Raw genomic sequence first — 21930 nt, 5'->3', positions numbered from 1 at the left:
TCCGAAGAACTGATCGTTTAGCCGAGCCCCACTCGTGCCATATGCCGGCTGAGGTTAGGAAGGGCTTCGACATAGCCCTAAGTTGTTTTATCTTCTTTGGGCCGCGCTTATGCGTTTTCACCCGCTGGGGATCGACGCGCCGGCCCAGCCGCGCGGCTCGGGCTCAACTTGGCCCACGTGATCAGTGGAGCCGGCAGCGCGATCAGCATTCCTTCATAGTTGCTGCGAGTGTTTTGCGCCAAGGTCGAAACATCAAATGCCGCCGGCCCGGAGGCTGCGAATCTCGCTGTGCAGGACGGACGCCAGCCGCTGGAACGAGACCAACAATGCCAGACGGCGGCGAGAACTTGTTCGTGCATTTCTCGGAAGTTCGTGCGGATGGCTTCAAGAGGGTCGGCCGCTATTCGCGAATATCTGAAGCTTCAGATATAGCAGAGGGTTTTTTGATTAGCGGTCGCGGCCGCAGGCGTGTGAGCAGGACCCGGCGAGGTCAGCCCGCGACCGGTCATCAAAAAACCCTCTGCTTTATGCTCTGCAGAGCATAAGACTGTATAGCGGTCACCCCTCTATCTGGGGTCTCTTTGATTTTGGTCGGGGCGATGGTCGGAAAATATTCCCACAAATCAACACCTTACTGTCTACCCTTGTAACTTCTCAATAATGCGGGGCAAACGGCGTCACGCCGCTCAGGTGGAGAGAGCGATACGCTGTTCGAGGAGGTGGGGAAGGAGGGGAATGTAATTGGTGTGTGAGATGCGGTCGGCCAGGTAGTCCCAGAATGAGATTCCCAGCTTTCGACAGGTCTTCTTCAAGCTCGAGAAGGTGTCACGGCATTGACGACCGAGTTCGCTGCGCGTGCCGCCACTGATCTTCTGCTTTTTCACGTGGTCGCGAATGTCCCGTTCACTGCCGTTGGTATGCAGTGGGACCTCGGGGCGTTCGAGCACCAGGAGCAGTTCGGACTTGTTTTTGTGAAGGCGTCTGAGCAAACGGTCCAGCGTCGCGTAACGGGTCTTCTGGATGAAGACTGCGTCAAAGCGCTGTTGCAGTTCGGCTTTGCGCTGGATCGTCGGATTCTGCTTGTATTCCTTCAGATCCGCATAGAGCGACCAGATGTCGCTGCGCACCCGGGCAATATCCTCTCGATGTAGGCCATTGAGCGGCAGCAGCTTGTGGACGAGACGCTCGGCGTGGACCCAGCATAAGCCGTGAATCAACACATTGAACTGTCCCGCATCATCGCTGATGATGGCCAGATCCTGCGCTACGCCACGTCGCCTCAGGCTGCCCAGTAACGCCCCTTCGGTGGCGATGTTCCGGTGGCGGGTAACGTCCATGCCCAGGCTGTCCAGGTGAGACAGCCACGCACTCTGGTTGGCAAAGCTCGCGCACTCATGCTGACGCATCCCTTCCACGAACGCCTGTGGAAGCTCATGCTTTTTCATGTAGGAGAGGGCCTCGTCGTTGACCTGGTAGCCATGTCCCGCTGCGAGCAGTTCGAGGAAATTGATGCGGCTCTTCGTGCTTGTGCTTTTGAACCAGGCGAAGTGCTCGTTACCGATGTGGGTGACGTAGCCGTTGCGGCCCTGATGCCGCGTGCCGGTGTCGTCGACCGTCACATACGCCGAGAGCGCCAGCCCCGTCGACAGCAGACCGTCCTTTTCCTCGTGGAATCGCTCCTTGCCCTCCTGAAGCAGCGCATTCATCTGCCCGGACGAGATCTCGATACCCCATTCCCGCAACTGCTCGCACAGCAGCGGCTGCGTCACGTGGCAGTGGTGATATTGGTACAGCACGTAACTGACCAGTGTCGCGCCAAAGTGGCTGCCGGCAACGGCTTTGGGCAGTTGCCCGGTCAGCGTGTGACCGTCCGGAGTCTGCCAGCGTGCGAGCCGGTAGCGCGTATTGTGGGTCCCGATCACGAGGTCTTGCACCACGAAATCCCGGTAGCCCTTGAACCGCGAGCCAGATGGGATCGACTCGGCCGGCTGCATGACTTGCTCGCAATCGATCTTCAGCTGCCCCGTCTTGCTCCTGGCGGGCGAACCGCGTCGTCCGGCTGGTTTGCCCTGCTGCTGCCGATTGGACTCGCTGGTTTTGCCGGCCTCCTCATGCATGCGGCTTGGCTTGAACGTCGGGCGCTTCTTCTCTCCCTTGAGCACCGCGACCTCGTCTTTCATGTGCCCCGCGTTCTCCACCAGACGATGGATGAGCGCCACTAGATCTTCACCCCAGGCCAGCACCTTCAGCACCGCCGGCGTGCGTTCGGCCTCGGCAATGTACGGCGCAACAAGCTTCTTCTTCACGGCCGCAGTCAGGCTACGCGCGCTTTGCAGCTCTTCTCAGCTCGGCGAGTTCCTGTTCCAGTTGCTCCTTCTCCTGCTGCAAGCCATTGGCCATGTCGACCAATCCCTCAACCCATGCCAACACCTCAAGTTCTTTTGGCGTCAATCCGTCTCGCGCGATGTCCGGCAGCGTGAATTTTTGACAAGTGGTCATGACCGGGCAGCGTGGATGGCGACGGCGAAAGTTAACATCTCCACCCAGCGTTTACAAGTGGAACTCGTTGCGGCTTACGGCAAGGTCGCGCCGATATTTCCACCCCGACATTCCAGTCACCGGCCACGCCTCACCACCTGGCCTTGCCCCGGCTTATTGAGAAGTTACCTACCCTTTTCCTGCCGCGGCGATTTACTTTTAGCGCACTTTCTTGATACGTGCGTTGCGTCCTCGTCGCATTGCCGCTAGTCTTGGCGGCCGTCTCAAGCTTGGGAGTAAGCGCGATGGATCATTGGCAACTGGCGTATCTCGGCGTGCGGCAGATTCCGCGCGAACTCAGCGAGTTCGAGCTTGCCACGTTCTTCACCTTCTCCGCCAAGGAGCGGGCCCTGATCGATGCGCGGCGTAGCCACCTGTACCGCCTTGCCTGCGCCGTTCATATCGGCTTTGTCCGCATGACGGGCCGCACGCTCGATGCCTACAAGCAGGTGCCCAAATTTCTCTGGGCCTTTGTCGGCGCGCAACTTGGCATCACCCCGCCGGATAGAGCGGGTAAGAGAGCAGCGTCACCGCTGCTCCCTCCCCAAAGAACCGCACGAGCGACTTTCACCGCATACGGCTCAGGCACGGCCAAAGTATCACTGTCGATACCGGTCTTGCCGGACTGCGCAAGCCCTTCGCAAACGTCATATCGTTGATTCATCCCATTGCTGAGACGAGGGCGCTGAGCTGCAACAAGGCAGCCGAACCTCAAATACTGGCCTGCGACAGCCACACCTCGCGGAAGTCTGCGCCCTTTCGGGCCAGGGCAAAGTTTGAACGTAAGCGCCCGGTGAACCCATCTTGAAGGGAGGCAAGCGAGCAAGGAGCATCGTGTCCATCTAAATTCTTGGTGGACACGTGAACACTATCGAAGAGAGCGCACCGGCGCGACGCCGACGTCGGCACAGCGCCGAGTTCAAGGCCAAAGCCGTCCAGGACTGCATGCATCGGGGTGTTTCGATTGCGGCAGTAGCGCTACACCATCGCGTGAATGCGAATCTGCTTCGGCGCTGGGTCGCTGAACACCAAGCGTTGGTTAGCGCGGGCGAAGCCCGCGCATTGATGACCGTACCCCAAACCGAGTTCATCCCGCTGCAGATCGGCGATCCCACGCCGACGCCGGCGATACCGGATATACAGATCGAAGTGCGACGCGGAGCAGCGACGATCAACATTCGTTGGCCGGGATCGGCCGCAGCGGAGTGTGGCGAATGGCTTCAGGGGTGGTTGCGTTGATCCGCGTCGAGGCAATCTGGCTAGCCACCGAGCCGCTGGACATGCGAGCGGGAACAGATACGGTCTTGGCTCGGGTGGTGAAGGCATTTGGAGCCGCCCGGCCGCATCATGCTTATCTCTTCACGAACAAGCGTGCCACGCGTATCAAGGTGCTGGTGTACGACGGCATTGGCATCTGGTTGGCGGCGCGGCGGCTCAATAAGGGTCGCTTCGTCTGGACCGACGGTATGACAGCTATCGCGACGCCGCTGTGTCGAGAGCAACTGGATGCGCTGGTGCTGGGCCTGCCTTGGCAACGCTTGGGCCGCGATGAGGCGATCACCGTGCTTTAGTCGTGGCTTGGCACAGGGGCCGAGCGTCCATTGGGGGCTGTGCCAATGGTTGGAGTGACCGGGAACTGGCAAGATTCGGAACATGAATCCCGCCGAGAACCTGGACGACCTGAGCCCACAGCAACTGCGCGAGTTGGCTGCGACGCTGCGGGCGCAGATCCAGGAGCAGGACGCCGTCATTGCGCGGCACGCGCAAGAGCTGCGCTACCGGCAAACCAAGATCGATCAGCTCACTCACGAGCTAGCCATCCACAAGCGTTGGAAGTTCGGCAAACGCAGCGAGCAACTGACATCGGCCCAGGCAAGCTTGCTGGAGGAAGCCCTCGATGCAGACCTTGAGGCAATCGAAGCCGAGTTGGAAGCGCTGATGCCGCCGTCCAAGTCGGAGCCCAGGGACAAGCCGAAACGCCAGGCGCTTCCTCCCCAATTGCCTCGCACCGAGATCCATCACGAGCCAGAGTCCGAGACCTGCACGTGCGGCTGCGCGCTCAAGCGCATTGGCGAAGACGTCAGTGAGAAGCTGGACTACACCCCTGGCGTATTCACGGTCGAACGTCATATCCGGGGCAAGTGGGTATGCGGTCAATGTGAGACTCTCACTCAGGCACCGGTTCCTCCCCACGTCATCGACAAGGGCATCCCCACCGCCGGGCTGCTGGCGCATACGCTGGTGTCCAAGTTCGGCGACCATCTTCCTCTGTATCGGCAAGAACGCATCTACGCGCGGGCCGGCCTGGCGATCCCGCAATCGACGCTGGGTGCGTGGGTCGGTATCTGCGGTGTGCGACTGCAACCGCTGGTGGATGCCCTGCAGGCGGAGGTATTGACCCAGAGCGTACTGCACGCCGACGAGACACCAGTGCAGATGCTCTCGCCAGGCGACGGCAAGACGCATCGCGCCTACCTGTGGGCCTACGCACCGAGCCAGCTCTCATCGTTGCGTGCAGTGATCTATCAGTTTCCCCCTAGCCGCAGCGGCGAACATGCCCGCGCATTCTTGCAGGACTGGCAGGGCAAGCTGGTATGCGACGACTTCTCTGGCTACAAGGCCAGCTTCGGCGGCGGCATCGTCGAGATTGGGTGCATGGCCCACGCGCGTCGTAAGTACTTTGAGCTGCACGACAAGCACAAGAGCGAGTTGGCTGGCCAGGCGCTACGCTTCATTGCCGGGCTCTACGAGATCGAGCGAGAAGTGCGGGACGCAGAGCCAGCACTACGCCTGGAAGCGCGACAGCAGCGGGCCAGACCAATCCTGGATGCGCTGCATCTCTGGCTTGATGAACAAAGGCGGCGGGTGCCGGACGGATCGGCCATCGCGCGAGCTATCGACTACAGCCTCAAACGCTGGGCGGCACTCGTGCGCTACGTTGAGGATCCAGCCGTGCCCATCGATAACAACCATATCGAAGGGCAAATACGGCCTATCGCTCTTGGAAGATCGAACTGGCTGTTCGCGGGTTCGCTGCGCGCTGGCCAGCGCGCGGCCGCAGTCATGAGTCTGATCCAGTCGGCGAAGCTCAATGGGCATGATCCCTACGCCTACCTGAAAGACGTGCTCACACGACTGCCGACCCAGAAGACCGCCGACATCGCGGAGCTCCTGCCACATCGCTGGACCGCTTCCGTTCTCTCTGCATAACTCTGTCAAGACGGGTTCGCCGGGCGCTTACGTTTGAACCCCTATGCACGCCATTACAGCATGCCATTCGCTTTCTCCGCGTTCTCTTACCCGCTTCCCCAAAAGCTTCCCTCGCGGGTCGCCTGCCGCCGACTCGACACGCTGAATCAGTGGCGAGGAATCGGGCTTACCACGTTCCCGTTCCTGCCGACCCGATGTTTTGGGCCTGTCCGGTTAGCGCCTGTCTCTCCCCCGGTAGCGCCGATGACGACGTGTCCATTTGACCCAGATGAACAACCGGCTACATACCTTTTGGTCTGGGCCTAGCAGCCGCTTTGGCCCATTCTTGGTTACGGGGTTTATCAACAGTTCACATCTGTTGCGCATGCGGAACTTGCCTGGCACCCACACCGCCTTGCGGCTAGCAGTGTCGACCATCCCATCACCGGAATGATCCGTCGGTCGATAGGCACGTTGTCTCCAGAGCTTCATACCCTCCCGTTACCAGGAACGCATGTCCAGATAGGCAACTGCTGGTCGTACAGCAGGTCACGACACCGCACAGGCAACTCCAGGGCGGCGCGTGACAAGGCAGAAACGAACTTTACCGCCCACTACATACCGCTTAACGCGCGGTTGACGGCGACACGTGTCGCACGGGTCATGCCAAGATACGGACTTGCGCTGCAGCGCATGATCACGAATAGCGGCCAACCCTCTGTTCGCGCTCCTGACAGTCTGGGATTTATTAACGTGGTGCGCGACTATGCGCTGCGCGGCCTGCTGCACCCGCGTGCCGCACCGAGGGCGGCTACTGGCTCTGCTTGACATCCTGGGAAAAGGTCTGCGCAGCGAGCTTCAGCCACTCGAACATCGTCAGGCATGGGAACAGCGGCGCCCGGATCGCCAGCGCCGCGGTCTGGATCAGTTCGCCCGCTGGTGCTCATGGAAGTCTCCTTGACAACTCCGATAAGCCGATTGGCGGGCTCTTAGGCGGACCCACTGCGATCCTGACCGACCACCAGTCGTGTTTCGCCCTGGTATTCATACGGCGGAATCTCCAGGTTGAGCGGCGCGGGCACGGCGCGGAACACGCGTCCGGCCAGATCGAACTTGGAACCATGGCAGGGGCAAAAAAAGCCCCCAGGCCAGTCATCGCCCAAATCCGCCGCGCCAGCGTCCGGGCGATAGGTCGGGACGCAGCCCAGATGGGTACAGAGGCCGATCGCCACAAAGAAGTCCGGGCGCAGCGAGCGAGTCGCATTGCGCGCGTAGGCGGGCTGCTGCGCCTCCTTGGACAACGGATCGGCCAACAGGCGATCGTGCCTGCCCAGGCGATCCAACATGTCGCTGGTCCGGTGCAAGATCCAAACTGGCTTGCCACGCCAGGCAATGGTGACCAGGGACCCTAGTGTCGCCGTGTCGAGGTTCACCTCGACGGGTGCGCCCCGCGATCGCGCGGCCTCGCTTGGCGCCATGCTCGCCACGAAGGGCACCATGGTGCCTACCAGTCCGACTCCACCCAGGGTGCCGGTGGCCTGCAGCAGTAGCCTGCGCTGGCGTGCGTTCTGTGAAACCGCCATTGGATTGTTCATCGCAATTCACTCCAATCAAGGTTTCATGTGGCCAGCAACGTGACTGGCTGCCAACGGCTCAGTCGCCGCCTATGCCGAGTAGCTGGGCTCATTGGCCGGGCCCGGCAGGAACATGGGCACCTTTGCTCGATACGCCTCGTAGGCCGCCCCGAAGCGGTGTGCCATGTCTCTCCTTGGCGGCAAGCCGCGTCGGCTTTCGCCGACGCCGTGGCGTCGTTGATGCCGTCGCCGGCCATCGCGACCACGCGGCCTTCCCCTTGCAGTTGCTCGACGAGCGCCAGCTTGTCGGCCGGCTTGACCTCGCCGTGGAACTCGTCGATGCCGAGGCCGCTGGCCACCGCCCTGGCCGTGACAACGCAATCACCCGTCGCCATCACCACGCGCCCTCCGGTCTGCTTGAGCGTCGCCAGCGCTTCGGGCGTACTGGCCTTGACGGGGTCGGAAACGGCAAGCACCCCGGCCCCACCGCCAGATACGTAACCGTCCGCTGATGGCCGTGTAGACGCGTACGGCGAATGTATCCAGAGTAGTCCCCATCAGAATTTGGTGGGGACTACTTTGGAGAGGCGAAATCACCCGATTGAACTCAAACGTAGGCTGGCAGAAGCTGCATACGTGCCAGGCGTCTCCGTTTCGAAGCTAGCGCTGGAACACGGTCTGAACGTGAATATGGTCTTCCGCTGGCGTCGCATGTATCGAGCGGGCCATTTCGGTGCCCCTGAGGTTGCGAACGACCCGTTGCTGTTGCCCGTCGTGGTTGAGGCACCGGCAGTCGAAGAATCGGTCGCGGTGCCTCTCAAAGGGAACCCGTGCGATCAGCCGGAAGTATCGCCCGCAGGGGTCATACGGTTGCAAAGTGGCTAAGGGACAGGTGAGCATTGCCGGGTCGATGCGGAAGTCCTGCATACGGCGGTGCAGTGCCTGAGCCAATGATGGGGCCGCCGGCGAACACCCGCATCTGGGTTGCCGCTAAATTTACGGATAAGCGCTGTGGCTTCGATGGCCTGGCGGCCAAGGTGCAGACGGTACTTCAGAAGGACCCCTTCTCAGGCCATGTGTTCATCTTCAGAGGCAAACGTGGTGATCTCCTCACTGCGCTTGCATCGAAGATAACATCCCCAACCGTGCTTATTGCTGCCTCTAGGCGAGATGCACTCGAAATACGAACAGAAGAACTTGCCGTCGCCGTCTGCGCACGCCTGTCGGTTGGGGAGGTCAGGATTGCTGATAGCGGACTTCGTCACTTTGTTCAAGTAAGCACACTAGGAGTCGCTCGCACTTGGGAAAGTCACCGCCGGCGTTCAAGCTAATATGGATCTCCGCGCAACGCGAATCGCGGCAAACACCTTGACACCTGCCTTCCTTCCGCGTCGTCCAGATTGTGCAACGGTAGCGTTACCTCCGGCCTCACCTCATTCGAGAAGACTTCGCCGGGGGCTTACCATTTTTTCAGGCGGCTACGATAAGACGCTTACCGTCAAACCAGCGTAACGCTTAATTCTATGGCATCGGGATGAGCAGAAATTTTGGCGAGCGTGTCGTTCTAGGATTGGCCCTTCTGTCTGCTGCAGCGGCGGCCCTGCCGATTGTTCTCTATGTTGCACAGCGCGCAAGTGGCGTATTGCCATCGCAGAACGAATGGTTCGCACAGGGAGGAAACCACGGGCCCTGGCGGTCAACCGCAGAGGCCTGACCATCATTTGCCCCCAGATGTTGCTCGCCGCACTCAGCGTAGTTGTGGCAACAGTTCAGGCCGTGTGGTGCCACTCGTCACGGGCATGATATTGGTTTTGGCGCAGGCGATGGCCGTATTCACCCAGCTATTTTTTATGTGGACAGGAGACTAGGGGTTGTTTGAAGGAGTTCAACTGGCGCGATCGCTGCCTCTGGCGCCGTCACGTTCAAGCTAGTTTCACCGGGGGCTTACCCATATCGTTGGGTTCCCGTCGGCACAGCCATGTAACTTCGTCGAGACGGGTTCCCGTACTTATGATTAATGAGGCAGTCATGAAACGCGCAAGCTACGGCCGTGGCCGCGGATTTACCGCGTGGCGGGGGATTCTTGAATCAGCACTAGCTCATGCATACGTTGGCGACTGGCCTGCTCGCCTCTGGGGATTCTTACCCAGCGAGCGTGAGGTCACGACTACGCGCCTCACTCTCACCCTTCCTCCCGGAGATGGAAGGGCGTGCCGCATTGCCTTCATCTCGGATCTTCATATAGGTCCGACCACGCCTATACCCTTGTTGGAGCGGACATTTGACATCATCCGGCACGAGCGACCCGATGTGCTCTTGCTGGGCGGGGATTACGTCTTTCTGGAGGCGTACCCGCATCGCCTCGCGACGCTGAGCCGTCTCGTGGGGTCGATACCGTGCGATGCCAAGCTGGCCGTGCTGGGCAACCACGATTTATGGACATGGGATCATGCGATAACGGCTGCGCTATCGAAGGCTGGAGCGACGGTACTGGTGAATGACGTCGTAGAGCTTCCGCCCCCTTGGTCAGACGTGGTTGTTCTTGGCCTGGACGACCCATGGACAGGCAATTGCGATCCTTGCGCCGCGGCGGCGAAAATTGGCAAAGAGGCTTTTCGACTCGTGCTTTGCCACAGCCCAGACGGATTGAGCAGCTTAACGGGAATCCACTTTGACCTGTTTCTCGCTGGCCACACCCATGGGGGGCAGATAGCAATGCCTTCTGGCCCGATTGTCTTACCCAACGGCCCGATGTGCAGGCTGTACCCGAGCGGTCTGAGTCGTTTCGAATCCCGTCTGGTTTATACCTCGCGTGGTATTGGTACCGTCGACCTCCCGCTACGTACCTTTGCTCCACCCGACCTGCTGATGCTCGAGCTCGAGCGGCCGTCAGCACAGCCGATGGCCGTCGCGAAAATCTCAAGCGTCGAATAGCCTGAGTGCCTGATCTCGACCGAAATCAGTTGTGATCGCCTTATACCGGTCAAGAGGGGTTCGCCGTATGCTTACCTCGATTCCAGCCGTCCCAGTCGTAGAGAACAAGCGTCCAATTCATCGAATCAGCACCCTCGCGTACCACCATCCGGCGAGAGCTCGCAATATGCGTGCGTTGGGTTCCTTTGGCCGCGACCGCGCCGACGCTGGACTGCCGCGGGGGAGGGTTGCGGGTATCTTGGCGGCCGCCCGCCGAGACTGATGCTGTGTAAGCGATTGACCTCTCCCGCCCCGTGCACACAACTGCACTTAGCTCCCCAAACGAGCGATCGGCCAGAAAGCCCCATCGGTCTGTGTTGCACTTAGAGGGCCTAACAAAATGACCTCCTGAGGTGACGCCAGCAGATGATGCAACAGGCGATTTTCAGGAAGGCTTCATGGATGGTGGCGAGGCGCTCGAAGCGCACGCGCAATCTCTTGAAGTTGTGCAGCCAAGCAATTGTTCGTTCTACAACCCAACGGGTTTTGCCAAGACTACTGCCATGCGGTTCACCGCGACGGGAGATCTCGGTGGCGAAGCGGCTTGCGATATTTGTCGTGATCGTACCCGCGATCACCCTGGACGATGCAGGGCTTGGACAATGGACGGCCGCGTTTGCCGCGGATAGGCGGAATCGCCTCGACCAGCGGCAGCAGTTGGGTGACGTCGTTGCGATTGGCGCCGGTCAGTATCAGCGCCAGCGGTATGCCTTGGGCCTCCGTCAGGAGGTGATGCTTTGAACCGGGTCGCGCGCGATCGGTGGGGTTGGGTCCTGTTTTTGACCCGACCCCACAGCACGAATGGAAGAGGAATCGACGATGACACGTGACCAATCGATGCGGTCGGCCGCACGCAGCTTGGCCAACAGCACCTCGTGCAGGCGATCCCAAACACCGGCCTTCTGCCAGGCGTGCAGTCGTCGCCAGCAACTCATCCCGGAGCCGCAGCCCATTTCCTTGGGCAGCATCTCCCAAGGAATGCCGGACTGCAGGACGAAAAGAATGCCGGTGAGCACGGCCCGATCGTCCAGCGGCTTGCGCCCGGGATAGCGGGCGCGCCGAGCTTTCGGTGGCGGCAGTAGTGGCTGGATGAGTGCCCACAGTTCGTCGTCGAGTATTAGTTTGGCCATGTCCTTTGCGCTGACGAAACAACGCAAAGGTTAACAAAGATCACTTGAAGTTAACAGCCCTGTAGATTCATTTTGTTTGGGCTTCTAAGTGGGTATGCGGGCAATGCGAGACCCTCACGCAGGCACCGGTTCCTCCTCACGTCATCGACAAGGGCATCCCCACCGCCGGCCTGCTGGCGCATACGCTGGTGTCCAAGTTCGGTGACCATCTTCCTCTCTATCGGCAAGAACGTATCTACGCGCGCGCTGGCTTGGCGATCCCGCAATCGACGCTGGGCGCCTGGGTCGGCATCTGCGGTGTGCACTTGCAACCGCTGGTGGACGCGCTGCAGCAGGAGGTACTGACCCAGAGCGTGCTGCACGCCGACGAGACACCGGTGCAGATGCTCTCGCCAGGCAATGGCAAGACGCATCGTGCCTATCTGTGGGCCTACGCGCCGAGCCAGTTCTCGTCGTTGCGTGCAGTGGTCTATCAGTTTGCTCCGAGCCGCAGCGGGGAACATGCCCGGGCGTTCCTGCAGGACTGGAAAGGCAAGCTGGTGTGCGATGACTTCTCGGGCTACAAGGCCAGCTTCGGCAGCGGCATCATCGAGATCGGATGCATGGCACACGCACGTCGCAAGTACTTTGAGCTGCACGACAAGCACAAGAGCGAGTTGGCTGGCCAGGCGCTGCGCTTCATTGCCGGGCTATACGAGATCGAGCGAGAGGTGCGGAATGCAGAGCCAGCACTGCGCCTGGAAATGTGGCAGCACCGGGCCGGGCCAATCCTGGACGCACTGCATCTCTGGCTTGATGAGCAAAGACGGCGAGTGCCCGACGGTTCGGCCATCGCGCGTGCCATCGACTACAGCCTCAAACGCTGGGCCGCACTTGTGCGCTACGTCGACGATCCGGCGGTGCCCATCGATAACAACCACATCGAAGGGCAAATCCGTCCTGTCGCTCTCGGGAGATCGCACCAGGCTCATCACGACCGCGGCGCGCTGACCGGCTAGTTCGCTGCCTGCGAACAACCACGAGCGCCTTCCCAGGGCCCAGGGTCGGATCAGGTTCTCCAGACTGTTGTTGTCCACGCTTATCTCCCCATCGAGGAGGTGGCGCGTCAGCGTCGGCCAGTTCTTTAGACTGTAGTCGAGTGCCTTGGCTGTGATGCCGCCATCGGGCACGCGTGACCGCTCCAGTTGCAGCCAGGCATGGAGTTGTTCCCACAGAGGCTTGGCGTCGCTGTGCCTTCTGGCCAGACGTTGCTCGCTGCTCAGGGTGGTGAGCTCCCGCTCAAGACGGTAGATCTGCGCAATGCGACGCAGTGCCTCTGGCGCGACCGTGCTGCCGCCCTGGTTTCGTAGCAGTTCGTCGTACCGACGCCGGGCATGAGCCAGACATCCCGCGGCTATGCGACCGGGGTAGGCTTGCAACACGCTGTCATAGGCAGCGTACTCATCCCGCACCAAGGTACCTTGCCAACATCGCTCGTTGCCGTCTTCGCTGGTACCTCCCAGGAAGGCAATCGGATACTGCGCGCCTCGACCAATACAGAAGTCGTAGATCACGCCCTGTTGTGGGTCGAACGTGCCGCGCGAATAGGCCCAGACGTAGGCTCGCTTGGTCTTGCCGGCTCCCAGGTCGAGCATCGCCACCGGCGTCTCGTCGGCGTGCAGAACCCTTGCTGCAAGTACGAAGCGCTTGTGCGCTTCATAGAGCGGCTCCAGTGCCGCACCAGCACGCCCGGACCAGGCAGCCAGTGTGGAGCGCGGCGTGTGTACGCCCGAGCGGGCATTGATCGTCTCCTGCCGGTAGTACGGCAGGTGGTCGACGAAGCGGCTGATCAGCGTGTGCGCGACCAAGCCGGCTGCTGGGAGACCACCGTCGATGATTTGGGGTTCAACAGGCTCTTGCACCAGGCGTTGGCAGCATCGACAGGCCCACTTGCCATAGATGTGGCGGTGCACGAAGAACTCCGCCGGCACGATATCCAGCTTCTCGCTGACGTCCTCACCCACGCGTACCATGGTCCGTCCACAGCCCGGTGTTGGGCAGTGGGTGTCCTCGGGTTCGTGGTGATGCTCGACTCGGCGCAGATGGGCCGGCAGTGGCTGACGACGGGGCTTGCGCTTGGACTCGGTGTTGTCTTTAACAGAGGGCTCGCCCTTGGCCTGCTGCAACTGCGCTTGCAGACTGGCCTCATCCTCGGTCAGAGTCTCCTCGAACAGGCGGCGCTGCTCGGCGCTCATAGCCTCGGTCTTGGCCTCGAACTTCCAAGCCTTGAGTCGCGCCAGCTCGAAGGTGATCTTCTCGATCTTGACGTCCTTGAGCTTGATCTCGCATTCCTGCTGCTGGATGTGTGCGAGCATCTGCTGCGCCAGTGCCAGGACGTCCTCGGGCGCGAGGTCCTGAATGCCTTGGTCTTGTAGTTGGCGCAGGTTCAGCATGGAACCATCGTGACAGCCACCGGGCATTACCACCATCCGGATTTATGCTGTCAACCCGCCGTGATCATCGTCATATCCGCATAATGGCGCGGAGGTCCTCGAGGCGCTGCCAAGGCAGGCCGAGTACCAGGGCGTCGAACTGCGCCTGCGTCAGTTGTGCGCCGATGGCGCCGACCTGTACGGCAGGCCAGACGAAGCGTCCTTGGTTGAGGCGGCGCGCTGCGCACCATACACCAAAGCCGTCATGTACCAATAGCTTGATGCGGGTGTCCGTCTTGACAGGGCTATGCAGTGATGGCGGAAGCGGCCCAGCGATGGGGCAGGAGTTCCGCGATGTCGGCGGTCTTCTTGGTTGGCAGTCGCGTGAGCAGTAAGCGACCAGTTCTTCCATCTTGAATCGATTGAAGCGATGAAGCATCGTCCCCACGAAGGAGGATCGTGGATAAAGTGTCGACAGTTGAGCGGGCGCGCCGGCGGGAGTACAGCGCCGAATTCAAGGCGATGGTCCTGGAGCAGGTTCGCCAGGCAGGAGCTTCGGTGGCGGGGGTTGCGCTCAGCCACGGGCTGAACCCGAACATGGTGCACCGATGGATGCGCGAGGAACGGCAGAGGCAGATGCTGGCTGCGCTGAGCGAGGGCCATGCGTTTGTTCCGCTGCAGGTGGAGGCCTTGCCCGCAGTCACAGGTGAGATGCTACCGTGTAACACGCCGGCGGCGGCAACGCCCGAGATCATCCGCATGGAGATCCAGCGCCCAGGCGGCACGCTGGTTGTGCATTGGCCTCTGTCAGCGGCACAGCAATGTGCCCAACTGCTTCGGGACTGGCTGCGATGATCCGCATTGACGCGCTGTGGTTGGCCGTCGAGCCCATCGACATGCGTGCTGGAAGCGAGCGGCTGCTGGCGCGCGTGGTGCAGGTCTTCGGCGCAGCCCAGTCTCATCACGCCTACCTGTTTGCGAACGCCCCCCGTACATCCGGACTCTTGATGCGAGCATGGGCATGCTCGCTGTCCCTGATGGGATTTGCTGGTCGGCGCCTCGATCGCTTACACGCACTCTTAGTGCCTCGCCCGGCGCGGGCTGTGCCGACCACGGTCTTACCTGTCTTGCCATCACTTCGTGATTGCCTGAGCAACCTGCGGTGTGATCCTCTCTCAATGAAGTTTGCTTGGACTGGCCGACTTGACTACGCGGCTGCGACGGCAGGCGTGTAGTCGGGTCGGAACTGGCGGTCGTGGACAAGCAAAGCCCAGACGATTCTGGCCGTCTTGTTGGCCAATGCGACTGCCGCGATCTTTGCGTTTCGACGCGTGGTCAGTTTGACCAGCCAACTGTCAGGGTCGTTCCTCTGCGTCGCTCGGTAGATTACCGACCGCGCCCCGTGAATGAGCAACGTTCGAAGGTACGCATCGCCTCTCTTACTCATGCCAAGCAACTTTGCCTTGCCGCCGCTGGAATGCTGTCGTGGCACAAGCCCCAACCACGCCGCAAGCTGCCTCCCGTTGTCGAAGTTCTTTGCATCGCCGACCGAAGCAGCCAGCGCGCTCGCTGTGATCGGACCGATCCCCGGCACCTGTTCGAGTCGGCGGCTGATTTCGTCGTCACGATGCCAGGCTTTGATCTGGGCCTCGATCTCGTCGACCTGTCTGTCTAGCAACTTGAGGTGCTCGAGCAGTCGGTCGATAAGCTGCCGGAATGCGCCAGGCAAATCGTTAGTCGCGTCTTCGATCAAATCCGGCACCCGGAGGGCGATGTAGGCAATGCCTTGTGGCACAACAAGACCATACTCAGCCAGTAGGCCACGGATCTGGTTGGCCTGAGCGGTGCGAGCCTTTATGAAGCCCTGGCGCACGCGGTGCAGTGAGAGCACTGTCTGCTGTTCGACGTTCTTTATCGGCACAAACCGCATCGTTGGCCGCGTCACAGCCTCGCAAATGGCTTGCGCATCGGCCGCGTCATTCTTGTTGCTTTTCACATAAGGCTTCACGAACTGCGGCGCCATTAGACGCACCGTATGCCCGAGCGCCTGCAGCTTGCGCGCCCAGTGGTGTGCGCTGCCGCAGGCCTCCATCCCGATCAGGCAGCTCGGGAGGTTGGCGAAGAACGCTGCGACTTGGTCACGCCGCAATTGCTTGCGCAGCACCGTCTTGCCTCGCTCGTTCGCCCCGTGGACCTGAAACACGTTCTTGGCCAGGTCGATCCCAATTGTCGTAATCTGCATGGTGGACGCCCCTTCCGGTTTGAGTGGTTGATGACACTTCCACTCTGGCACATTGATGCCGTAGTCGGGTGGGGGCGTCCATCCCATTGCTTACGCTTTACCGTGCCGATGTCGACACCAAATACAAGCACATCGACCGGCTGTTCTCGGACACCGTGGACTGGGACCTGATCGCCTTCCACTGGCAGGACCTGATGCAGGTAGCGCTATCGATCCAGGCCGGAACTATCTCCTCGCCGCTCCTGCTGCGCCGGTTCGGATCGGAAAGCCGCCGCAATCGCCTGTTTCTGGCTGCGCAGGAACTCGGCAAGGTCGTGCGCACGGCGTTCCTGCTCGAATGGATTGGCAGCCGCGAACTACGCCAAGAGATCACCGCCACCACCAACAAGATCGAGTCCTACAATGGCTTTGGTTCTCATTCGGCGGTGACGTGCTGGCTGAAATCGATCCCGACGAACAGCAGAAGCGCCTACGCTACAACGACCTGATCGCCTCGGCCGTGATTCTGCAGTACACGGCGGACATGATGCAGGCCCTGCGCGCGATGGCGAAGGAAGGGATCAAGGTCGACGTGGCCGACATTGGCTTCCTGAGTCCCTATCTCACCAGCAACATCAAGCGCTTCGGCGACTATAAACTCAACCTGGAGCGGGTGCCCGAAGCCTGGATTCGCGACAGCCTCTTCGCCGCTCCCGCCCATTCCGTCCGCAAGCCTCGCCATGCCTGACACCGATACCCCTTACGGCAGGGTCGACGCCGAGGCGTTGCAAGCGCTTCGGGACACGTTCGACACAACCACCATCCTGCGCGTGGTGGACCACCTCGATGCGATCCGCGCGCGTTGCTGTGAGCCAGCCGGGCTGCGCGACGATCTGCTGCGCTTGCACGGCATGGCACATACTCTGATCAACGGCGCCGCGTTGTCGTATCCAACCACTGGCCCGACCCTCGTGGACCAGGCCGAGGCCATCATAGAGGAGTTGGACGACTGGATCTTGCTCCTCAAGCGCGCCGTGCAAGCGCTGCGCCCGCTGGAGCCGCTTCGCCCCCGCGACGAAGTCTGAATCGGCCAAGTCGATTGCCCGTCGAGACGGCGCATGTGAGGCCGGCTGCGACGAAGCCGCAGAACAGAAGCCGGAAGGAGCTGGGGCAGCGTAGCCGCGTCCACTACGCCCTTTGGCATACTTTTCCCGCTTGCAGCGATGCGATCAGCGGGCAGGATACGTTGCCCTGTCGGGCATGGCAGGCGCACACCAGCTCGGACAGCACGGCCTCCATGCGTCTCAGGTCGGCAAGCTTTGCGCGCACGTCGTTGAGCTTATGCTCGGCCAGGCTACCGGCCTCCTCGCAATGGGTGCCATCCTCCAGCCGGAGCAGTTCGGCGATCTCGTCCAGGGTAAAGCCTAGCCGTTGGGTCGCTTTCACGAACCGCACGGCGTCACATCCGCTTCGCCATAGCGGCGGATGCTGCCGTAAGGCTTGCCCGGCTCCGGCAGCAGCCCCTTGCGCTGGTAGAACCGAATGGTTTCCACATTGACCTCGGCGGCCTTGGCGAAGGCGCCGATCGTCAAACTCTCCAAATTGCGATCCATCCCGCTTGACTCCGTACAAAAGTACGGAAGTAAGCTTACGTTATCCCTTTCCGATTCGAAAGGTCAAGCGCATGTCGAAACCGCAACACGGGCGCAGTGCATCAATGAGGCGACAGCCATTAGCGGGCGCCGGCTTGCGGTGGCATAGCAGCGTTACAAGGGTTCACATTTGTATAGAAGCACGAACACACGCTTCAATGCCGAAGTCGTATGCTGCCTTCCTCAACCGACCCGCAAGGAGATAAACATGAAAAATCTTGCGGTCCTGGTTGGTATTATCCTACTTATCGCATTCAGCTACGCCAATGCGCAGACGCACACTTACGAGCGCGGGTCGCTGGAGCGGCTGACGCCGGTCTTGATGACCGCGCTGGTTGCTACGTTCGCGCTGGCTAATATCGGCCGAAGCGCTCGGCAAGGAAATCCTGCATACGGTGGCGCTGGGGATTTTGGGGGCTGGTCAGTTCAACCATCCTGGATTCCGTGCTGACGCCACTCGCGTTCTGGCTGTTCGGACGCCGCCCGCTGGAGCGGATCCCCAGCAGGGCGACGTGTAAGTTCATGGGCTTTGGCAGCGACGCCCCCAAGTCGCTGCATCAATGGAGTATTCGATGAAAAAGCAGATTTCAGCTATGTTGATTGCCGCAAGCCTTGGCCTGTCCAGCGTGGCGATTGCCCATGGCGCCAAGCCGGCGCAGTATGGCGGCATCGTGCAGACCGCCAGCGACCTGCAATTCGAGTTGGTCAACAAGGACGGTAACGTCACGATTTACGTTGATGACCATGACAAGAAGCGGCCAGCGGCCGGTGCCAGCGGCAAGCTGATGGTACTGACCGGCGCCGAGAAGACGGAATCGGCGTTGGTCCCGGGGGCTGAAAACGCGCTCGTAGCGGCCGACAAGCTGCAGATCAAGGCCGGCTCCAAGCTGGTCGCGACGATCAAATTTGCCGACGGCAAGACCGTGACGGCACGTTTTGTAGCGAAGTAAAGCCGATTGCGCCGGGCCCGTAAGTCGTGTCGCGGGTCGGGCGCCCATCCTCGAATAAAAGGCCCCATTTGGCTAGGGAACAACCACGCTTGGGGTGACCGACAGAATGACGCAGGATTTCCATCAGGCGCTGGGACAGCGACGTAGCGGTTCACGCCCCTCCTGGCTCGACTCATTTTTTCCCGTTGGCCGTCGGCCTACCGCATACGCCGTCATATCAGCAGGGAGATCTCTCCTGCGCTGCCCAGTCGCCTTACAGCGATGTCATGCCATTGCAATCGGGCGGCAATGAACGAAAAATATAGTAACTGGACGCGTTTGGTATCGATCCGAGAATCTTCAATGACGCGGAGCCGCAAATGAGCCATGTCGGGGTAGTGGTATTGTCTGCGTTGAGCACTGCGGCCTGCGTACCTTTCGTGCAGCCTGCTGATAGCCCGCGTGCCCGCGCGCGCATAGCGGTAGAAGGCTTGGCACCCGACGCGAGGTTCGCGGGCGTCGATATCGGTCGTGAGCCCAGCTGTAGAACGCTATCACGTTTCAAACTGATTCCCGTTGCCCTCGGCGCTTCAGCAACACCGGGCCCGACTACCGAATCCGCCAAGCCTGCTGCATTCGCGCTTGACATGGATGGCCAGAGAACGATGGAGCCAAAATCCTTTGCCCGGGAAGTCTGGATTGAAGCAGGATACAACGTTCGCATCAGCGTCTATGCCTCCCATCTTCCGAGGAGCCTCTACCGTACCGTCGTTTTTTTGCCAGTCAATGGTGAGGACTACGAAATCCGAATGACAAAGCGCGCGCTGGAGGTCGCCCGTCATGACCACCAATGCGCCGGTTGTGCGACAGTGCCGGTCCCGACCTCGCGTTCCCGTTGCCAGCCGGCACAATCGGCGGCATAGCGTCCTTCCTTAATCCCCGCGATGGAAATCCGCTGAGGGGGGCCGTCCTCCAACCGGGGCAGCTCACACTGCACCCGCCGAACTGGCCAGTCAGCAGCTCGCGGGTATGAGGCAAATGTCCTGCATCGGAATCAATGCTGGGATCGTAGGGCCTTTGAAAAACGCTGCTGCGGCAGTCAGCGCGTCGAGGAGCCGAAGTGTTGATCTGAAAACTTGACACATGCTCCCTCGACCCACCCGGCACCATGCTTTTTGGCATGCCAGACTTTGAGAAGCCGGAGGAACCGGTGTATAAAAAACATTTCTTTCCCGCTCCGCCTTCCCTTGCTTCGATCCCCACCCTATGGACCATAACCACGTTTCATCGGATGTCGCCTCAACAATTGCTGTAATGACCATAGGCCTGATCTTGCTGTATGGGGGATTTGCAGCCTTTCTCCGGTGGCGGCACGGTAAGGCGAAAGCGAAGAAAAAGTCACCAAAGAGCATGCAGCGCCCGAAGCGGCGAAATTGAGCTCATTTGTGCCTCATCCGCTATGTGTAGGCTTGTGATGACAGCATTGTAATGGCAGCGACACTTTCCTGTCTGGACGCTCGGGTACACTTGCGCCTGTCGATCACGCGTTTCGTGTGGCGTCACGCTGAGCAAACTGGATGACCTGGTTTTAATCCTTCGAGGCCGCTAGAGACAGGTACGCTATACTTCGCCGATGCGACGGGTTTTTCTCATTCTTCTTGCGCTTGTCTTGCCTTTCCAGCTTGCCTGGGCAGGCGCGGCCACATATTGCCAGCATGAAGAACCGGCGCCGGCCAGTTGGCACTTTGGTCACCATGAGCATCACCATAAGGCTGAGCCGAAGGCTGACAAGGAAAAGCTGAGCCTTGTCGATTCCGATTGCGGCATTTGTCTTCTTGCATCTGCGCCGTTAGCGAAGGCGGATGCACCGCGCATGCAAACCGTCCAGCGAGTCGAGCTGGTAGCGGCCCCGTCCGCACCGGATTTCGACTCCCTTTGCGCCAGGGCGCCTGATCGCCCTCAATGGCACCGTCTCGCATAGCCGGCGAGACGACGCTTAACAACCTGCAATCGTCTCGCCGAATTCTCCTGGTTCTCCCTTGGTGCAATTCGATGCGAAGACTTTTTCTGCCGCTCGGGCTGGCGGCCGTTTTTCTCAGCCCATTTTCCGTTGCCGCACAATCCCAGCCAGCGGCTTTCACGTCGGCCTATGCTTCGCGTGAAACCGCTGGTCCGTTGACCTTGGACGCGGCACTGTCTCTCGCGGCCGCTAGCAACTTCACTCTGTCCGCCGCGGCCAAGGAGGTGGATGCGAATGAGGGGGCCATCATGCAGGCCCGAACGATCCCCAACCCACAAATCGCTGCAACTGTCGAGGACACGCGGAAGGCCACCCGCAATACGACCGGCCAGATCAATATTCCGGTCGAGCTCGGTGGCAAGCGGTCCGCGCGGATCACGGCGGCGGAGCGTGGGAGGGATGTCGCCCAGGCAGAGTTGAGCAGCGTTCGGGCGGACCTTCGGGCTACGGTTATTGCATCCTTCTTTGGGGTTTTGGTGGCTCAAGAAAGGGTCCAGCTGGCAAGCGGCTCCGTGGATATCGCAGCTAAGGGAGCCCAAGCGGCAGCCCGGCGTGTTGCCGCTGGCAAGATTTCGCCAGTAGAGGAAACAAAGGCGCGGGTCGAACAAGCGAATGCCGAGCTGGAGCTTGCAGAGGCCACTTCGGAGTTGCAATCAGCACGCCAGGCGCTTACGGCCTTATGGGGCAACGCCGCGCCGCAGTTTTCGGAGGCGCAGGGGGACTTCGACACATTGCCCGCCCGGCCGGCACCAGATGTGCTGCGTGCGGAACTTGAAAACTCTCCCCTCATATTGGCGAGCCGCCTTGCGCTTGATCGTCGCCATGCGCAAGTTGGCGTTGAGCGCAGCCGCCAGTATCCGGACATCACAGTCAGCGTCGGGGCCAAGCGCGACAACGAAGCCGGTCGCAACATGGCGGTGCTGGGCGTTGCAATCCCGCTGCCGCTGTTCGATCGGAACCAGGGCAATCTTTATGAGGCCATTCGCCGCGCCGACAAGGCGCAAGATGAATACCTGGCAACCCAGGTTCGGCTCACGAACGAGGTGCAACTGGCTTCGAACCAGCTCTCGGTCTCCCGCGCATCAGCCCAGACGCTGAAGAACACCGTCTTGCCGGCGGCCGAGCAGGCATACGACGCCGCAACGAAAGGTTTTGAAGCTGGCAAGTTCAATTTCCTGGATGTGCTCGACGCCCAGCGTACGTTGTTCCAGGCGCGCATCCGGTATCTGGGTGTCCTGGCGAGAACCTATCAGTCGGCGACCACTATTGACCGCATCCTTGGACGCTAACTAC

General features: G+C 60.6%; 16 protein-coding genes and 10 pseudogenes. 17 read left to right on the top strand and 9 right to left on the bottom strand.

Annotation, left to right across the window (positions count from 1 at the left end; genetic code table 11):
- Positions 1–323: 323 nt before the first annotated feature.
- Positions 324–416: pseudogene (locus tag LPA45_RS34310) on the top strand (cold-shock protein); the annotation flags it as partial.
- Positions 417–686: 270 nt separating this feature from the next.
- Here the strand turns inward: LPA45_RS34310 and LPA45_RS33670 are convergent.
- Both LPA45_RS33670 and LPA45_RS33665 read right to left on the bottom strand, forming a co-directional pair.
- Entirely contained in the window at positions 687–2180 is a 1494-nt protein-coding gene (locus tag LPA45_RS33670) for a transposase (RefSeq protein ID WP_376790717.1), read from the bottom strand.
- A gap of 139 nt (positions 2181–2319) precedes the next feature.
- Positions 2320–2499, bottom strand: a complete 180-nt coding sequence (locus tag LPA45_RS33665) for a hypothetical protein (protein WP_367395222.1) — start codon at positions 2497–2499, stop codon at positions 2320–2322.
- 284 nt (positions 2500–2783) lie between these two features.
- Between LPA45_RS33665 and LPA45_RS34305 the strand changes: the two are divergent.
- From LPA45_RS34305 to LPA45_RS33645, 4 genes and pseudogenes are all read left to right on the top strand, one after another.
- Positions 2784–3044, top strand: a pseudogene (locus tag LPA45_RS34305) (DUF4158 domain-containing protein); the annotation flags it as partial.
- A 355-nt stretch (positions 3045–3399) separates the two neighbouring features.
- Positions 3400–3777: a transposase gene (locus LPA45_RS33655; protein ID WP_367395220.1), complete on the top strand. Its 378-nt coding sequence runs from the start codon at positions 3400–3402 to the stop codon at positions 3775–3777.
- On the top strand, positions 3774–4109 hold the full coding sequence (gene tnpB / locus LPA45_RS33650) for an IS66 family insertion sequence element accessory protein TnpB (RefSeq protein ID WP_039014923.1): 336 nt from the start codon (positions 3774–3776) through the stop codon (positions 4107–4109). The genes LPA45_RS33655 and tnpB (LPA45_RS33650) overlap by 4 nt, the downstream gene beginning before the upstream one ends.
- 82 nt (positions 4110–4191) lie before the next feature.
- Positions 4192–5748: an IS66 family transposase gene (locus tag LPA45_RS33645; protein WP_367395219.1), complete on the top strand. Its 1557-nt coding sequence runs from the start codon at positions 4192–4194 to the stop codon at positions 5746–5748.
- Positions 5749–6716: 968 nt separating this feature from the next.
- Here LPA45_RS33645 and petA read toward each other — a convergent pair.
- Complete coding sequence (gene petA, locus LPA45_RS33640) at positions 6717–7322, bottom strand: ubiquinol-cytochrome c reductase iron-sulfur subunit (RefSeq protein WP_367395218.1); 606 nt, start codon at positions 7320–7322, stop codon at positions 6717–6719.
- A gap of 170 nt (positions 7323–7492) precedes the next feature.
- Positions 7493–7798 (bottom strand): annotated as a pseudogene (locus LPA45_RS33635) (HAD-IC family P-type ATPase); the annotation flags it as partial.
- Between the two features lie 70 nt (positions 7799–7868).
- Here LPA45_RS33635 and LPA45_RS33630 point away from each other — a divergent pair.
- From LPA45_RS33630 to LPA45_RS33620, 3 genes and pseudogenes are all read left to right on the top strand, one after another.
- Positions 7869–8186 carry a transposase gene (locus tag LPA45_RS33630; protein WP_367395217.1) on the top strand — a complete coding sequence of 106 codons (318 nt, stop codon included), beginning with the start codon at positions 7869–7871 and terminating at the stop codon, positions 8184–8186.
- Between the two features lie 65 nt (positions 8187–8251).
- Positions 8252–8422 (top strand): annotated as a pseudogene (gene tnpB / locus LPA45_RS34300) (IS66 family insertion sequence element accessory protein TnpB); the annotation flags it as partial.
- Between the two features lie 907 nt (positions 8423–9329).
- Complete coding sequence (locus LPA45_RS33620; protein ID WP_367395216.1) at positions 9330–10235, top strand: metallophosphoesterase; 906 nt, start codon at positions 9330–9332, stop codon at positions 10233–10235.
- Positions 10236–10606: 371 nt separating this feature from the next.
- Here the strand turns inward: LPA45_RS33620 and LPA45_RS33615 are convergent.
- Positions 10607–11404: pseudogene (locus tag LPA45_RS33615) on the bottom strand (IS5 family transposase).
- A gap of 86 nt (positions 11405–11490) precedes the next feature.
- Here LPA45_RS33615 and LPA45_RS33610 point away from each other — a divergent pair.
- Positions 11491–12366 (top strand): annotated as a pseudogene (locus LPA45_RS33610) (IS66 family transposase); the annotation flags it as partial.
- A 36-nt stretch (positions 12367–12402) separates the two neighbouring features.
- Here the strand turns inward: LPA45_RS33610 and LPA45_RS33605 are convergent.
- Together LPA45_RS33605 and tnpB (LPA45_RS33600) are read right to left on the bottom strand one after the other, a co-directional pair.
- A pseudogene (locus tag LPA45_RS33605) lies at positions 12403–13758 on the bottom strand (IS66 family transposase); the annotation flags it as partial.
- A gap of 148 nt (positions 13759–13906) precedes the next feature.
- Complete coding sequence (gene tnpB, locus LPA45_RS33600; RefSeq protein WP_367395215.1) at positions 13907–14254, bottom strand: IS66 family insertion sequence element accessory protein TnpB; 348 nt, start codon at positions 14252–14254, stop codon at positions 13907–13909.
- Positions 14255–14274: 20 nt separating this feature from the next.
- Between tnpB (LPA45_RS33600) and LPA45_RS33595 the strand changes: the two genes are divergently transcribed.
- Positions 14275–14670 (top strand): transposase, encoded by a 396-nt coding sequence (locus tag LPA45_RS33595; RefSeq protein WP_367395214.1) that lies wholly within the window; start codon positions 14275–14277, stop codon positions 14668–14670.
- Positions 14671–15022: 352 nt separating this feature from the next.
- Here LPA45_RS33595 and LPA45_RS33590 read toward each other — a convergent pair whose 3' ends face one another.
- Complete coding sequence (locus tag LPA45_RS33590; RefSeq protein WP_367395213.1) at positions 15023–16057, bottom strand: IS110 family transposase; 1035 nt, start codon at positions 16055–16057, stop codon at positions 15023–15025.
- Between the two features lie 89 nt (positions 16058–16146).
- Here LPA45_RS33590 and LPA45_RS33585 point away from each other — a divergent pair.
- Positions 16147–16784, top strand: a pseudogene (locus tag LPA45_RS33585) (Tn3 family transposase); the annotation flags it as partial.
- Positions 16777–17121 carry a Tn3 family transposase post-transcriptional regulator TnpC gene (gene tnpC / locus LPA45_RS33580; RefSeq protein ID WP_367395212.1) on the top strand — a complete coding sequence of 115 codons (345 nt, stop codon included), beginning with the start codon at positions 16777–16779 and terminating at the stop codon, positions 17119–17121. The pseudogene LPA45_RS33585 and the gene tnpC, both read left to right, overlap by 8 nt.
- 103 nt (positions 17122–17224) lie before the next feature.
- On the opposite strand, the pseudogene merR reads toward tnpC, so the two are convergent.
- Positions 17225–17649: pseudogene (merR, locus tag LPA45_RS33575) on the bottom strand (Hg(II)-responsive transcriptional regulator).
- Positions 17650–17977: 328 nt separating this feature from the next.
- Here merR and LPA45_RS33570 point away from each other — a divergent pair.
- The 5 genes and pseudogenes from LPA45_RS33570 to LPA45_RS33550 form a co-directional block, all read left to right on the top strand.
- Positions 17978–18264: pseudogene (locus tag LPA45_RS33570) on the top strand (efflux RND transporter permease subunit); the annotation flags it as partial.
- A complete protein-coding gene (locus tag LPA45_RS33565; protein ID WP_367395211.1) occupies positions 18261–18638 on the top strand; it encodes a hypothetical protein in 378 nt (125 codons plus the stop codon). The pseudogene LPA45_RS33570 and the gene LPA45_RS33565, both read left to right, overlap by 4 nt.
- A 359-nt stretch (positions 18639–18997) precedes the next feature.
- A complete protein-coding gene (locus tag LPA45_RS33560) occupies positions 18998–19540 on the top strand; it encodes a hypothetical protein (protein WP_367395210.1) in 543 nt (180 codons plus the stop codon).
- 710 nt (positions 19541–20250) lie between these two features.
- Positions 20251–20598 (top strand): cation efflux protein, CzcI family, encoded by a 348-nt coding sequence (czcI, locus tag LPA45_RS33555; protein WP_367395209.1) that lies wholly within the window; start codon positions 20251–20253, stop codon positions 20596–20598.
- A gap of 71 nt (positions 20599–20669) precedes the next feature.
- Positions 20670–21926: a TolC family protein gene (locus LPA45_RS33550; RefSeq protein ID WP_367395208.1), complete on the top strand. Its 1257-nt coding sequence runs from the start codon at positions 20670–20672 to the stop codon at positions 21924–21926.
- Positions 21927–21930 lie beyond the last annotated feature (4 nt).

It is taken from the genome of Cupriavidus sp. Agwp_2 (assembly GCF_040784895.1).
Taxonomy (GTDB): domain Bacteria; phylum Pseudomonadota; class Gammaproteobacteria; order Burkholderiales; family Burkholderiaceae; genus Cupriavidus.
Note: the sequence above shows the minus strand (reverse complement) of the source record. Positions and strands in the feature narration are given on the sequence as shown.